We start from the raw sequence: 14,780 nt of genomic DNA on the forward strand, positions 1-14,780 counted from the left end.
CGCCCCCGGGGGGTCTCCTGCGCTCTTTTCATGCTGGGTCAACCCATGCTCAACGGTGCCCCGCCGCTCCCCCCGCTCCCACAAAACCATCGGCCGCAGAATCCTCTCAGCGCGCGCGTTTCCACACTTCGCGCTCAACCCGGCGCTCGCCGTCCCAGCGCTCCAGCGTCCATACATCGCCTTCCAGGGTGTAGCGGAAGCTGTAGCTGCCGCCGTTTTCCAGCGGATACGACGCCATCAACGGCGTTTCCACATACTGCCCGTCCGCGCTGCGATAGGTGCCTGAGCCGCCGGCCCAGAACTTGCCATCGCTGGTGGTGGTGAAGGCAAAACGGCCATCGGCCAATATCTTGGTGCCGGCCAGCTTCTGGCTGGCGTAATCCACGACCGCCCCTTCCGGATTGATGAACTCCCCCGATTGCAGTTGCCAAGCGCCTTGCAGGCCCTCGGCGCCGTGCGCGCTAGCAGCGCCCAGCATCAATACAGCGGTGGCGAAAGAACGCAGCAGCATCGGCAAGTCCTGATCGGTATGGGCCCGCATTGTGCGCATTGCCGCTGCCCGAGCGCCAATACCGGTTCATTGGCAACCTTTGGCAGAGCGCTATCATTGCCGCATTACAGCAATCTACGGCGGCCACAACGTGCAGACCCTACTCACCCCGGTATCGATTGGCGAACTGATCGACAAGATCACCATCCTCGAAATCAAGGCCGAGCGCATCACCGACACCGCCAAGCTGGCCAACGTGCGTACCGAGCTGCAGGGCCTGTGGCCGCTGTGGCTGTCGCAGCAGGAAGCGCGTCCGTCACTGACCGCGCTCAAAGACCAGCTCAAGGCCATCAACGAGCGCATGTGGGAAATCCAGGACCGCCTGCGCGAGAAAGAAGCCGCACAGGATTTCGGCGCGGAGTTCATCACCTTGGCGCGCGGCGTGTACGGCACCAACGGCGAGCGCATCGTGGTCAAGAACGAGATCAACCGCGTGGCCGGTTCGGCGCTGGTTGAAGAAAAGCAGTACCAGGGCGAGTAAGCCGCTGAGCCCCTCCCTTTCGCGTAGCGAAGGGGAGGGTTGGGGAGGGTTGGGGAGGGGTGCTCTTGACGGCAACCGCAAAACTTCAAACAAAAGCCACCCCCCTCCCAACCTCCCCCTTGGCTGCGCCAAAGGGGAGGAGCCAAGCGCTCCCTGCCGCGCGAGCAGCCATGCCCCCTCCCTTTCGCGTAGCGAAGGGGAGGGTTGGGGAGGGGTGCTCTTAGCGGCAACCGCAAAGCTTCAAGCAAAAGCCAACCCCCTCCCAACCTCCCCCTTGGCTGCGCCAAAGGGGAGGAGCCAAGCGCTCCCTGCCGCGCGAGCAGCCAGGCCCCCTCCCTTTCGCGTAGCGAAGGGGAGGGTTGGGGAGGGGTGCTCTTAGCGGCAACCTCAAAGCTTCAAGCAAAAGCCGACCCCCTCCCAACCTCCCCCTTGGCTGCGCCAAAGGGGAGGAGCAACGCCGGCCTCGCCGGAGGTTTAGCGCAAAACGCTTAAAACGCTATCTGCGCCCACAAGCCGGCTTCATGGCTTTCCAGCGACTTCTTCGCCGTTTCCTGCTTCAGCTGCTTGGCCACCGCCGCCAATCGCAGGTACTTGTTCGGTTTCCACTCCACCCCAACCAAGTGATACCGCTCGCGGGTGCGCGGATCGATGTCCAGGCTCATCCGGGTTTCTTCGTGTCGGGTGAGCAGCGCGTACTGCGGGCTCAGCTGGTAGCTGCCCCACACCGACCAACCACGCTGGTCATCGCTGCCCGGCTTGACCACCCGGGTCCAGTCCTCCGCACGGAAGTACTGCGCGCCGATCCGGCCACGCTCGCCCACCCAGCTGGCCATCGCATTCCAGCGCTGCGCGGTGTGCTCGCGTGGCCGATCACCGGCATCCAGCGCGCGGGTGCCGCGATAGCCGCCCAGGGCCAGCTCAACGCCCTTGGCCGGCGCCCAACCTACCCGCGCCTCGACGTCCGGGCGATTGCCCAGGCGTGGCTTCTGGTAACCGCCACCGGTGACCACCGAGGCGGCGTAGGTGAAGTCGCCACGGGTGTACTGGCCATGCACACCGTAATCGGCCGCATTGCCCATCTTGCTGCGGGTGATCAGGGCGCCATCGACATAGCGATAGCCATCACGCGCCGACTCCTGCTGGATCCACGGCAGCGGTGCATTGCCCAGCCGCAGCCAGTTGCCTTTGCCGAAGCTGCGCTGCAGGTAGGCATGGCGCAACCACACGTCGGTGGGATCGCTGTTGCGCAGCCACTGCACATCGGTGGTCACCTGCGCCGTCCAGTGCTGGTTGAAACGATGATCCACAGTGATGAAGGTGCGCTTCAGATCCAGCGCCAGACCTTCATCGTCAGTGACCACGCCATCACGATCCAACTGGCTGGCGTTGACGAAAATCTGCGCCGACACCTTGGTGGCCGGCGCGGCGTCCTGTGCCCAGGCCACAGCCGGCAGGCAGAGTGCCGCCAACGCGGCGGCCAGTGCACTACGGGAAACAAACTGCATCACTACTCTCCTGGTGCCAGCCAACGCTGGCGGTATGCGATCTTTCGGGTATGTCCTTGGCCTGCAACGTTCCAGCGTGTGTGGCGGGGAGCAGACGACCTCGCCTGACGCAGCTGGTTCGCCCAACACCTCCGCGCTCACGGCGGCTGCTGGCGCACAAGCAATGACGCGATCTGATCAACGAAGGACGCCTTCTGCCGCGCGCGGCAGCTTGCCGACGCCGCCATTGAATGAGCCGTCTCCCCATAACGGCAGCGATGGGCATTCATTGAATCTTCTATTGCCGCCCTGCCCGCTTCAGCCACAACGACCGAAACGGCATCGCGGCACCTGCCTCCTGGGCTGGCAACGCCATCCGGCGTAGCCCGCAACACCATTCTGCCAAGCCCGTTCATGTTCCCTGCCTTACCCGTAGCAAGGCCATTGTCGGCAGGCCGACGCCAGCCGACCCTGATCAATATCAATGCCGCGGGCGGTCCGTCGCCGATCAGCTGTGCGCCAGACCACAGAACCGCGCTTACGCTGCATGCCGGGGCGGCGCGCAACGGAGTTTTTGCAAGGCCGAAACATTGCCCGGCGCAGAATCGATGTTGCTTGTTACCGCTGTTTCACTGAAGGCGGCCTCCAATGCCGCTCACCCCGCGAGGCCCAGCATGTCTTACGTAGATGGTTTCCTGGCCGCCGTGCCGCAGGCCAACAAGGCCAAGTTCATCCAACACGCGCACATCGCCGATGCCCTGTTCATCGAGTTCGGTGCCTTGCGGGTGACCGAATGCTGGTCCGACGATGTGCCTCACGGAGCCCTGACCGACTTCTACCGCGCCGTGCAGGCCAAGGACGATGAAGCGGTGGTGTTCTCGTGGATAGAGTGGCCGGACAAGGCCACCCGTGACATCGGCATGCGCAAGATGATGGAAGACCCACGCATGGACCCGGCCACCAATCCGATGCCGTTCGATGGCAAGCGGCTGATCTATGGTGGCTTCATGCCGGTGCTGCATATGGGTGATTAGGCCTGCAGTGCAGCTCTGTAACGCGGGTAAGCGCAGCAGCTTGCCGGACATATGAGACTTGCCGGAATGGTCGAGCATGATCGCTGCGCTTTTTGTAGGAGCGGCGTAAACCGCGAAGCCGACATCGCTGACGCAATCAGCGTCTGTGCAATCTGATGATGTACCTGCTTCGCGGCTTACGCCGCTCCTACAACAATCAAAGGCCGGAAACCCGGCTGTTGCAGCCCGGGCTGGCTGAGCGACGACAACAACAACCGCGCCGTTACTGCGCCATCCCCAGCACGTACATCAGCACCAGCAACGCGAGCACACCAGCCAGCACCGCGAAGAAAATCTTCCACGCACTGTAAGGACGCTCACCGGCCAGCTGGCCCGTATAGCCATTGGCCAGCACCTGGAAGCTGCGCGAACCATAGGTGTAGCTGACCAACCACACCGGCACCAGGATGTGTTTGAAGGTGCGCTTGCTGTACGTGGCCTGCACCTGCAGGTTGCGCTGGGTGTCGCCGGGCACCTGCTCGGAACACAGGTAGCGTGTCTGCTCCTGCATCTGCGCCTCACCCTGCTGCGCGGCCTGGCGCAGATCCACCTGGTAACGCTCAACCGTCCAGCCGCGTACGAACTCGGGCGTGTACGGCTTCAGGTCAGTAGTGGTCGGAAACTGGCCGATCTTGGCCAGCAGTTCCGGATGCACACCTACCGTGCCCGGCACCAGCTCGTCGTCAAAGAAGTGCTGCAGCGAACCGGATGCCGGTTCCCAGCGTATGCGTCGTTCCTGCCGGGTCTGGCTGTTGCCCTTGGAATCGCGGTAGCTGACGGTGACGTAGTAGTAGTGACCAGCCTCGGCGGTCCAACGCGCGGCAACCTGCGCGTCAAACGTCCAGTACGGCAGGTACATGCCCTTGAGCGTATCGGTCAGTGCAGCGCGCTTGAGCTTGCTCGGCGCAAACCAGCGCGTGCCATACCACTTGCGGATGATGTCGCGGACCTGGCCGTCGCTGATCTTGAACGGCAGCACGCTCTGCGGGGTGATCGCATCGCCGAGCGACTCGTGGTCGATGATCGATGGCGAACCACAGAACTCGCAGCGGTCAGCCACCTTGCCATCGACGAACACCGAGATCGCATGACAGCTCTGGCATTGCACCTCGCGTGGCTGCGCGCCATAGCCGCGCTGCTCAGTCGGGGTAGCGGCCATGCTCTGCAGCATGCCGACCACCCCGGCCTGCGGCTTGGGTGGCAGCGGTGGCGGCTGGGCCGCCTCGTCCTGCAGCCGCTTCAGTGCCGCCAGCAGATCCTGCTCGACCACGCCGGCACTGCCATCGCCCACGCCTTCGGCCGCCTCCGACAGCGGCACGATGGTGCCGCAGTAGGGACAGGCCAAGGCTTGCTTGGTGGCATTCCATTGCAGATCCCCGCCACATTCCGGACAGGGATGTTTGCCAACTGTTGCGTTGTTCATCAGCCGCGCAGGAACTCTTCCAGTGCCGAGCGGGCAATGCGGGTGGCATTGCCGATCTTGCGTGCCTTCAGGTCACCTGCGGCAATCGAGGCCATTACGTCCTCAACCGATACCGACAAGGCCTGCGCGGCCTGCTCGGGGGTGAGTACGTCCAGCACGGCAGCATCGCCGGCAGCCGGCAACGGCGGCGGCACCGCAGCGCCCGGCACCACCGGTGCGCCGGTCTGCATGTTGCGCATCATTTCCTGCGCCATGCCGAAGCCCATCGCCATCTGTGCCGGCACCGCAGCGGCGGCGGCACCTTCGCCACCCTCGCCCATGCCGTGGCCCATCTGGTACTTCACGTAGTCGTTGAGGTTGCCGATCACGCCCATGCTCGAGCGCTTGTCGATGGCCTGCTCCACTTCCGGCGGCACCGACACGTTTTCCAGGATGAAGCTGGTGACCTCGATGCCGTACTTGCTGGTCATGGCCGGGTTGATGATCGGCAGCAAGGCCTCACCCAACTCGGAGTAGCGCGAGGCCACATCCAGCGCCGGCACGCCAGCCTTGGCCAGCGCCTCGGTGAACACGCTGACGATGCGCGAGCGCATGGTGTCGGCGAACTCATCCAGGCGGAAATTCTGGTCGGTACCGGCCACTTCCTTGAGGAACTTCGGCGGGTCGACGATGCGGAAATCGTAGGTACCAAACGCGCGCAGACGAACCACGCCGAAATCGGCGTCGCGCATCATCACCGGGTTGGAGGTGCCCCACTTGTTGCCGGTGAACAGACGCGTATTGAGGTAATAGACGTCGCACTTGAACGGCGATTCAAAGCCGTACTTCCAACCCAGGATGGTCGAAAGCACCGGGATGTTCTGGGTGCTCAGCGTGTGCTTGCCCGGGCCGAACAGATCGGCGTACTGGCCGGCGGCGACGAACTGCACCATCTGCGACTCGCGCACGATCAGCTGCGCGCCGTTCTTGATCTGGCGGTCATCGTCCGGCCAACGGTAGGACAGCGTGTCACGCGAGTCATCGGTCCACTCGATGATCTCGATCAGTTCCTTTCTGATGAAGTCCAGAATGCTCATGCTCAGTCCTTGGTCGGCAAGGCTGTGATTCTACGGCGGGAATGTTAAGAACGCGCGTGACGCCACGCAGACATGCCGTGGCGCAGCATGGCCGCAACTTCTGGATGCTGCGGGGACGCCATGCGTGTTCTGACCCTGTTGTTGACGACCCTGTTCGGGCTGGCCTTGGCACTGGGTGGCGGCTGGTTGCTGGCCCTGCAGGGCAGCCCGTTCTACCTGCTCAGCGGCCTGCTGTTGTTGGCCGTCGCCTGGGGCCTGTGGCGACACCGGCGCTGGCCGACATGGCTGTACGCCGGCTGGTTGCTGGTGCTGCTGGGCTGGTCGCTGTGGGAGGCCGGCCTGTACTGGTGGCCGCTGGCCACCCGCCTGGGCGTACCGGCCCTGCTCGGTCTGCTGATGGCCTTGCCGGCCACGCGCCGCTCCAGCCCGCGTGGCTATACCGGCCCAGCCGGCTGGCCGGTGCTGCTGGCCTCGCTGGGGGTGGCGGCGGTTGCCTTCGCCGGCATCCCACGGCATCTGCATGAGATTGATGGCCGCCTGCCGATGGACATCGTCAACGCCAGCCCGGCGCTGGGCGACAGCGCGCAGCCGGAGGGCGAGTGGCAGGCCTACGGCCGCAGTGGCTACGGCCAACGCTACTCGCCGCTGGCGCAGATCACCCCGGCCAATGTCGGCCAGCTGCAACTGGCCTGGCAGATGCAGACCGGCGACATACGCCTGCCGCAGGACGTGGGCGAGACCACCTACGAAGTCACCCCGCTGAAGATCGGCAACACCCTGTATCTGTGCACGCCACACAGCCTGGCGTTCGCACTGGATGCAGACAACGGCAAGGTGCTGTGGAAGTTTGATCCGGGTGCCGGCATGGAGCCGCAGCGCCAACACCAGACCTGCCGCGGGCTGTCGTATTACACCGAAGCCACCACCACCCCAGCCGTAGCAGCGGCAGGCGCGCCAACAACGGCGCACACCTGCAGCAGCCGCGTATTCCTGCCCAGCGCCGATGCCAAGCTGCATGCGCTGGACGCGCACACCGGCGAGCACTGCAGCGACTTCGGCACCAACGGCGTGCTCGACCTGCTGCACAACATGCCGTTCAAACAGGCCGGCTACTACTACTCCACTTCGCCGCCTCTGGTGGCCGGCGGCAAGGTCATCGTTGCCGGTGCGGTCAACGACGACTATGCGATCAACTCGCCATCCGGGGTGATCCGCGCCTATGACGTGCACAGCGGCGAGCTGCTGTGGAACTGGGATTCGGGCAATCCCACTCAGACTGCGCCGCTGGACCCGAACAACCCCAACCAGGTCTACACGCCCAGCTCACCGAACAGCTGGTCGGTGGCCAGCGCCGATGAAGCGCTGGGCCTGGCCTACTTCCCGATGGGCAACCGCACCCCCGACCAGCTTGGCATGTACCGCAGCCCGGCCGAAGAAACCTATGCCTCATCGGTAGTGGCCCTGGATATCGCCAGTGGTCAGGTACGCTGGGTGCAGCAGTTCGTGCACCACGACCTGTGGGACATGGACACCCCGGCGCAACCGGTGCTGCTCGATCTGGACCTGCCGCAGGGCCGCATACCGGCGCTGGTACAGCCGACCAAACAGGGCGACGTATACGTGCTGGATCGCCGCGACGGCAAACCACTGCTGCCCATCGGTCAACGCACCGCACCGCAGTACGTGGACATTCCCGGCCAATTTGCCGCACCAACGCAACCTACGTCCGCCCTGAGCTTCGAGCCCAAACCGCTGCGCGAAGCCGATATGTGGGGCGCCAGCCTGATCGACCAGATGCTGTGCCGCATCCAGTTCCGACAGCTGCGTTACGAAGGACGCTACACGCCGCCAACGCTGCAGGGCAGCCTGATCTATCCGGGCAACTTCGGCACCTTCAACTGGGGCAGCGTGGCGGTGGACCCGCAACGACAGGTGATGTTCGGCATGCCGACCTACCTGGCCTTCGTCTCCAAGCTGGTGCCCAAACGTGAGACCAGCGGCCGCGCAATGAACAAGGGCGAGCACGGTTTGAACGAGAACAAAGGTGCTGACTACGCGGTGGAAATGACGCCCTTCATGTCGCCAATCGGTGTTCCCTGCCAGGTGCCACCGTGGGGAACCGTTGCCGCCGCAGACCTGCGCACCGGCAAGATCGCCTACCAGCACCGCAACGGCACCATCCGCGATCTATCACCGCTGCCGCTGCCAATCCGCATCGGCGTACCTGGCATTGGCGGGCCGATGCTGACCGCAACCGGCGTGGTCTTCATGAGCGCGGCCACCGACGACAACTTCCGCGCCTACGACCTGGCCAGCGGCAAGGTGTTGTGGGATGTGCGTATTCCAGCTGGCGGACAAGCAACGCCGATGACCTACCTCAACAGCCAGGGCGAGCAGATGGTGCTGCTGGTGGCAGGCGGTCACGGTTCGACCGGGACCAAGGCTGGCGATTATGTGTTGGCTTACAAGTTGAAGAAATAGCGATCCAAGCGACTGAAGCAGGAGCAGGAGCACCCCTCCCCAACCCTCCCCTTGCCTTCGGCAAAGGGAGGGAGCGCAAGCAACAGCTCAGTGCTGCACGATCAACTCCCTCCCTTGCGCAACGCGCAGGGGAGGGTTGGGGAGGGGTGCCTTTCGCAATGACCCCAATCAGCCCAGATCAATCCTCGGCACGTCATACCAGACCGCATCCGGGAACCGCTTCAACACCCAGTCCTTGATGAACCCTCGGCTATCTGCCGCGATCATTTCATCACTGCTGTCATCACGACTGTTCCAGGCCACGCCATGCAAGGCGATTCCACGCGCAGCCAGCGCTTCCAATGAAAGCAAAGTGTGGTTGATCGAACCCAAGCGCCCGGACGTCACCAGCAACAGCGGCCAGCCCTTCTGCGCGACGTAATCAATCGTCAGCAGCTGCTCGGTCAGCGGCACCATCAGGCCACCGGCGCCTTCGATCAACACGGTCTCGTAGCGCTCGCACAAGCGCTCCGTAGCGGCTTCGATTGCAGAAAGATCCAGCGCACGCTGCTCCAAACGTGCAGCCAGATGCGGCGATGCCGGATAGGCAAACAACACCGGCATCGTGGTGCCGTCGCGGTCCTCATCAAACAAGCCGGTGCCCATGATGCGCCGGTGCAGCAGGATGTCATCGGACGCACCCACACAGCCGGTCTGCACCAGCTTCTGGGTGATCACGCTCTCACCCTGCGCCGCCCATTGCTGTGCCAGCCAACCGGTGACCACCGTCTTACCGATCTCGGTATCGATGCCACTGACAAATACGATCTTGCCGCTCATGCGCGCATATCCTCTTCCTGCAGGCTGGCCACCAGCGCGACCATGGCATCGCACAGCTGTTGCAGCTGTGCATCGTCGATTACAAACGGCGGCATCACATAGACCAGCCGGCCAAACGGCCGGATCCAGATGCCGTGGTCCAGCATCCGCTGCTGGATGCGTTCCAGCCGCAACGATGCCTTCAATTCGATCACGCCGATTGCCCCAAGCACACGCACATCGGCCACCTGCGGCAAGGCACGCGCAGGCGCCAGGCTCTGCTCGAGTCGACGCTCGATCGCCGCCACCCTGCCCTGCCAATCCTGAGACAACAGCAGCTGCACCGAGGCCAGCGCCACCGCACACGCCAGCGGATTGGCCATGAAGGTCGGGCCGTGCATGAACACGCCCGGCTCGGCACTGGCAATCACGTCGGCTATCTCACGCGTGCACAGCGTGGCCGCCAAGGTCATGTAACCGCCGGTCAATGCCTTGCCAATGCACAGGATGTTGGGGCTGATGCCTGCATGCTCACAGGCAAACAATCGCCCGCTGCGACCGAAGCCGGTGGCGATCTCATCGCAGATCAGCAATACATCGTGCTCACGGCACAAACGTGCGAGCTCGCGCAGGTACTGCGGATGGTAGAAGCGCATGCCACCCGCGCCCTGCACCACCGGCTCGATGATGAAGGCGGCCAGCTCATCCGCGCTTTCAGCAAACAGCTGCACAAGCGACGCGATATCGGCGGGGTTCCAGTCCTCGCCAAAGCGTGTCTGCGGGGCGGGCACGAAGCGTCGCGTCGGCAGTGACGTACCGAACAAACCATGCATGCCGGTAACCGGATCGCATACCGACATCGCATTCCAGGTATCGCCGTGATAGCCCGAGCGCGTGGTGGCGATATTGCACTTGCCCGGCTTGCCGCGCGCCACCTGGTACTGGATCGCCATCTTCAGCGCCACTTCCACCGACACCGAACCGGAGTCCGCGTAGAAGATCGCATCCAGCCCCTTGGGCGCGATCTGCAGCAACTGCTTGCCCAGGGCGATGGCCGGCTCGTGGGTAAGCCCGCCGAACATCACGTGCGACATGCGACCCAGCTGGTCAACCACCGCTTGGTTCAGCTGCGGATGGTTGTAACCATGAATGGCGCACCACCACGAGGCCATGCCGTCGATCAGCTGGGTGCCATCTTCCAGCTGCAGCAGCACGCCATCGGCACGGGCAACCTTGAGCACCGGCACCGGGCTGCCGAGGGCGCTATAGGGGTGCCACAGGTGTTCACGGTCGAATTGATCAATCAGCATCGTTCAGCACAGACCACGCCGCGGGAAGGCGGCTTGCAGGGGGCGTACCTTACCGCTTGCGCGGCTGGCCTGCATGCATCAACGGTAGCGGGTCGAAGGGGCCGTCACCGCCGTAGATGCCATAGTGCAGATGCGACGGGGTACCGCGCGCATTGCCGCTGTCACCGACGAAGCCCAGCACATCGCCGGCCTGCACGATGCGCCCATAGGCCAGCCCCGGCAGCCAGTCCTGCAGATGTGCGTAGTAGTGCCGTTGCCCAGCCGGCCCGATCACCCATACCTGGCGTCCACCCAGGCCGCTGTCGCGTACCGCTGCCACCACGCCCTGGGTGGAGGCGACAACCGGCGTACCGCGCTTGGCGAAGATATCCACACCGTGGTGCTTGCGGTCACGGCCGCGTGGGGCGCCGAAGGTATCGGCAATCTGCCGCGGCTTGATGCCCTGCACCGGTACGACGATTGTGGTTGGCGCTGGTAGGCGGGAAAGCTTCCAGCCTTCGCGGGCGACCACTGCGAATGGTTGCCGCCAGAGCCAGCTTCCAGTCAAGGCCAGCACCACCAGCAACAAACTCAAACGCACTACACGCGATGAAATGATTGGCTCCGAAGCGTTCAATATCGGCCTGCGCCATACATGCGAAAAACCGAAAGCTAACAGACCGTTGAGTTGAATTTCCAGAACATTTTCATCTCGCGAAAACCGGCCTTCCGGCTTCAATTTCGCTTCACATTGAGCACATGCACAGCACACGCACTGCGCCCATGCTTCCTCACCAATCACTCAACGATGTGTGGTGCACGTGGATACCATTTACTACATCGCACGGACACCGGCATTGCCAGTCGCACTGTACCTGCTGACTCTGGCCGCCACCTGGCGCTTCAGTCGGATACTGTTTGATGCATTTTCAATCCTGGGATTCATAGGCCTGTTGATGGCATTCCTGGCCAGCCGCGGTGAAGCCGCCATGGTCATCGCCCTTATTGCCTGCATCCATTTATCGCTGAGCTTCGCTGGGGGCAGGCTGCGTATTCGAAGGGGAAGATCGCACGCAGCGGTTGATCAACGGTGAAATGATGACCCGTCCGCATTAAAATTTGGCTGATGTAGCTCACGCAGCATCAGCCATATTGCCCTCTTGTGGGAGCGACGTAAGTCGCGAAGCTCACACCCCAGAAGATCGCGGACTACCCGACCGCTCATTGGTGCCGGCTTCGCGGCTGACGCCGCTCCTACAAAAGCGGCCTTCCCGCAAGACTGGCGATTGTCAGAACGATGCCTGCACGGCAGCTTCCCAACGAGTTCCAGCTGCCTTGTCGCCAAACAGATCACGTGCGTTCCGATCGGTGAAATGGCCGCTAAGGCGCAGCTCGACCGGGGCTACCACCATCCAGATCGCGCTGACCTGGCCATGTGCATAGCCACCGCCCACCGCATCCTGCAGCTGGTACCAAGCCGCAGCGGCTTCCAGCCGCAGCTGCGGTGACAGCGGCAGGCGCGCGCCAAGCTGGGTGTACAGGCCATCCTGGGTGGTGCCCAGCGCCTCCGGCGACCAGCCCATCGACAGCCAGTAATTGTCCTTCCAGGTCAACGTGGTGTTGAGCTCGGTCCAGTTCAGGTCGACGGTCGTGGCCGGGTAACGGTAATGCAACAGATTGGCATCCAATGCCCAGTCGTCGGCCAGCTTGCCGTTCCAGCCAACGATGAAGTCCAACTCGCTGCTGGCGTGCATCTCCGGGGCAAACTCGACGCTGGAGCCGGACACAGCCGCATACACACCACTGTCGCCGGTTACACGGAAGCCCGCCTGCACAGCGGCATCGCCCTGACTCTGGGTAGAGCCGCGCCAGACATAGTCACTGGTCAAGGCAGCGCTGCCGCTGGTGTCGACGGCCAGTGCATTCGCGCTGGCGGTGAGGGCAACAAGTGCAGCGAAGTACAACGAAGAACGTGAGCGTTTCATGGGTTTTCCGAAAGCGGCCGCGCGAGCTGCGCGGCGATGCGGAATTGTTCACGCAGCTCCCATAAACCGACGATGGCGATAAGCCGAGGTCCGCATCAAATCTGCGTAAAACCGTCCTCCCCGCTGCGATGGATCAGTCCGGCGTGAACACCTGCCGTGTCGCGCCCGCCGGCATCGGCTCGGCAAAGGCCGGCTTTATCTCCATCGGCACCCAGTCGCTCTCACAATGAGTGAACTGCCATTGGCTGGGTTTGAAGCGCGCTTCCGCGCCATCTGGCTCGCCGGTAAGGAACTCCGCCTGGATGTCATAGTCGATCAACGGTGCGTGGAACCAGGCGTTCTCACCGGCTCGGCAATCGATGAAAGGACGCGAGTGATCGACTACCCAGTCACCGCTCTCTGGATCGGTGTGATACACCGGGCTGATGCGTTGATCGGTAGTCAGCCGCATGCGTCCGGGTGACGTCTCGATCGCATCAGTCCAAAGGCCTGCCAGCTGCACTGGCAGCGGGAACTCCAGCGCATCCAACCCACGCAATCCCAGCCGCCGCTGTGGCTCACCGTTGTCGAATACGTCATAGCGGTTTACCAGCGTGCCCTTGGGAACGGTGAACTCGCCGTACTGGAAATCACGTTGCAGAACGAACTGCGCGCGGCTGCTCCGCTGCCACTTCTCAACGTCGAACTCCAGCTTGAACTGAATCAGCTTGAAGACCAGCACCGCTACCCACACCGTCACCAGCAGAACGAAAGCAGTGCTGATCCGCGTCTTCCAGTCGAAAAAGCTGCTCCAGCCCCCTTGGCCGTGCCGATGGAAACACCAGGCCTGCACAAGCAAGCCGATCGCCACCGCGGCGCCGACCAGCGGCAACACAAACACCAGCAACAGGAACGGCCATGAGATCAATGGTCCAAAAATCATCACGCAACTGAACAGACGGGAGGCAGCTGCATCCTACCTCCTTGGCGTCCCGTAGCCTGTAAACACGGCATGACGACCAAACAAATCCACATCAGCAAGCGGCCAAAGAACTCATATGGACTCATGTGCGACGCTGTAAACCCGGCAAAATAGTGCTCCCCTCGTCCATCAACCACCATGATGTCCAGCAGCAAGCCCCTGCATCCTCTGCGCAGCTGGTTGAGCATCGAGCGCAACCAGACCAGTCATGGCGAAAAGTGGATCTCAGCACTGGGCGCGCTGATCGGCATCAGCGTGGTCTACCAGATCACCCATTGGGGCTTCCCGGGCGGCTTCAACCATGCCGGTGGCGCGATTCTGCTGGCGTCGATGGGAGCGAGCGCCGTGCTGGTGTTTGCCGTGCCACATGGCGCCCTGTCGCAGCCGTGGGCAGTGATTGCCGGCCACCTGGTATCAGCCTTCATCGGCGTCAGCTGCCAGCTGATGTTCCCCGAACAGGCCTGGACCGGCGCGCTGGCGGTGGGTCTGGCGGTAGGCGCGATGCATTACCTGCGCTGCATTCACCCGCCGGGCGGTGCTACCGCGCTTGCCGCGGTGATTGGCGGCAGCGATGTGCATGCGCTGGGCTATCACTATCTGCTCACCCCGGTGGCGATCAACGTCGCCGCCATCCTGTTGGCCGGGGTCGCGTTCAATGCCTGCTTCGCCTGGCGCCGCTACCCGGTACATCTGCATCGGCGTCGCCAGCAGACCGTAGCTGTGCCATCGACGCAACGCCACGTTGACCTGACCCAGGAAGACTTCCACGCCGCCATCGGCCAGCTCAACTCCTTCGTCGATATCACCGACGAGAGCCTCACCGAGCTGCTGGAACTGGCCAAGCAGAACGCCGAACGCGATGCCTTGCACCCGGAGCTGATCGAGCCCGGCCGCTGCTATAGCAACGGCCGCTTGGGACGGGCCTGGAGCGTGCGCCGGGTATCGGTGACACCCGCACTGTCCGGCCCTGCTGCCGACCGCCTGGTGTATGCCGTGGTTGCCGGTGACGGCATCGGTGATATTGGCCATGCCAGCGCCACAGAGCTGCGCCAATGGGCACGCTTCGAAGTGTCGCTGCGCGAGGCTGGGCGCTGGGCCAAGCTGGCTAGCTGACACAGGTAGCCAGCGCGCTGCACGCTGCAATGAATACCTGAGCGAGCACCCTCGCGTTCACGAGCA

The 14,780-nt window shown here is 63.3% G+C and carries 13 protein-coding genes; 4 read left to right on the top strand and 9 right to left on the bottom strand.

Going from position 1 to position 14,780, the window contains the following annotated elements:
• Positions 1-106: 106 nt before the first annotated feature.
• Entirely contained in the window at positions 107-511 is a 405-nt protein-coding gene (locus ACVOMB_RS16075) for a hypothetical protein (RefSeq protein WP_481513339.1), read from the bottom strand.
• Positions 512-641: 130 nt separating this feature from the next.
• On the opposite strand from ACVOMB_RS16075, the gene ACVOMB_RS16080 reads away from it, so the two are divergent.
• Positions 642-1,031 carry a DUF6165 family protein gene (locus ACVOMB_RS16080; RefSeq protein ID WP_481517598.1) on the top strand — a complete coding sequence of 130 codons (390 nt, stop codon included), beginning with the start codon at positions 642-644 and terminating at the stop codon, positions 1,029-1,031.
• Between the two features lie 488 nt (positions 1,032-1,519).
• Here the strand turns inward: ACVOMB_RS16080 and ACVOMB_RS16085 are convergent, their stop codons facing one another.
• Positions 1,520-2,536 (bottom strand): hypothetical protein, encoded by a 1,017-nt coding sequence (locus ACVOMB_RS16085; RefSeq protein ID WP_481532091.1) that lies wholly within the window; start codon positions 2,534-2,536, stop codon positions 1,520-1,522.
• A gap of 653 nt (positions 2,537-3,189) precedes the next feature.
• Here ACVOMB_RS16085 and ACVOMB_RS16090 point away from each other — a divergent pair.
• A complete protein-coding gene (locus tag ACVOMB_RS16090) occupies positions 3,190-3,549 on the top strand; it encodes a DUF1428 domain-containing protein (protein WP_481532092.1) in 360 nt (119 codons plus the stop codon).
• Positions 3,550-3,811: 262 nt separating this feature from the next.
• On the opposite strand, the gene ACVOMB_RS16095 is transcribed toward ACVOMB_RS16090, so the two are convergent.
• Both ACVOMB_RS16095 and ACVOMB_RS16100 read right to left on the bottom strand, forming a co-directional pair.
• Complete coding sequence (locus tag ACVOMB_RS16095) at positions 3,812-5,011, bottom strand: TFIIB-type zinc ribbon-containing protein (protein ID WP_481532093.1); 1,200 nt, start codon at positions 5,009-5,011, stop codon at positions 3,812-3,814.
• The gene (locus ACVOMB_RS16100; RefSeq protein WP_481532094.1) at positions 5,011-6,087 is read right to left on the bottom strand and encodes an SPFH domain-containing protein; all 1,077 of its coding nucleotides are present in this window, start codon (positions 6,085-6,087) and stop codon (positions 5,011-5,013) included. The genes ACVOMB_RS16095 and ACVOMB_RS16100 overlap by 1 nt, the downstream gene beginning before the upstream one ends.
• 120 nt (positions 6,088-6,207) lie before the next feature.
• Between ACVOMB_RS16100 and ACVOMB_RS16105 the strand changes: the two genes are divergently transcribed.
• Positions 6,208-8,568: a membrane-bound PQQ-dependent dehydrogenase, glucose/quinate/shikimate family gene (locus ACVOMB_RS16105; RefSeq protein WP_481532095.1), complete on the top strand. Its 2,361-nt coding sequence runs from the start codon at positions 6,208-6,210 to the stop codon at positions 8,566-8,568.
• 168 nt (positions 8,569-8,736) lie between these two features.
• Here the strand turns inward: ACVOMB_RS16105 and bioD are convergent, their stop codons facing one another.
• From bioD to ACVOMB_RS16130, 5 genes are all read right to left on the bottom strand, one after another.
• Positions 8,737-9,387 carry a dethiobiotin synthase gene (gene bioD / locus ACVOMB_RS16110; protein WP_481532096.1) on the bottom strand — a complete coding sequence of 217 codons (651 nt, stop codon included), beginning with the start codon at positions 9,385-9,387 and terminating at the stop codon, positions 8,737-8,739.
• Positions 9,384-10,676 carry an adenosylmethionine--8-amino-7-oxononanoate transaminase gene (bioA, locus tag ACVOMB_RS16115; RefSeq protein WP_481532097.1) on the bottom strand — a complete coding sequence of 431 codons (1,293 nt, stop codon included), beginning with the start codon at positions 10,674-10,676 and terminating at the stop codon, positions 9,384-9,386. Before bioA ends, bioD begins: the two co-directional genes overlap by 4 nt.
• 49 nt (positions 10,677-10,725) lie before the next feature.
• Positions 10,726-11,292: a M23 family metallopeptidase gene (locus tag ACVOMB_RS16120; protein WP_481532098.1), complete on the bottom strand. Its 567-nt coding sequence runs from the start codon at positions 11,290-11,292 to the stop codon at positions 10,726-10,728.
• A 652-nt stretch (positions 11,293-11,944) separates the two neighbouring features.
• Positions 11,945-12,640: a TorF family putative porin gene (locus ACVOMB_RS16125; RefSeq protein ID WP_481532099.1), complete on the bottom strand. Its 696-nt coding sequence runs from the start codon at positions 12,638-12,640 to the stop codon at positions 11,945-11,947.
• A 133-nt stretch (positions 12,641-12,773) separates the two neighbouring features.
• Positions 12,774-13,562 carry a hypothetical protein gene (locus tag ACVOMB_RS16130; protein WP_481532100.1) on the bottom strand — a complete coding sequence of 263 codons (789 nt, stop codon included), beginning with the start codon at positions 13,560-13,562 and terminating at the stop codon, positions 12,774-12,776.
• A 180-nt stretch (positions 13,563-13,742) separates the two neighbouring features.
• On the opposite strand from ACVOMB_RS16130, the gene ACVOMB_RS16135 reads away from it, so the two are divergent.
• Positions 13,743-14,714, top strand: a complete 972-nt coding sequence (locus ACVOMB_RS16135; protein ID WP_481532101.1) for an HPP family protein — start codon at positions 13,743-13,745, stop codon at positions 14,712-14,714.
• Positions 14,715-14,780 lie beyond the last annotated feature (66 nt).

It is taken from the genome of Stenotrophomonas sp. STEN018, assembly GCF_056760235.1.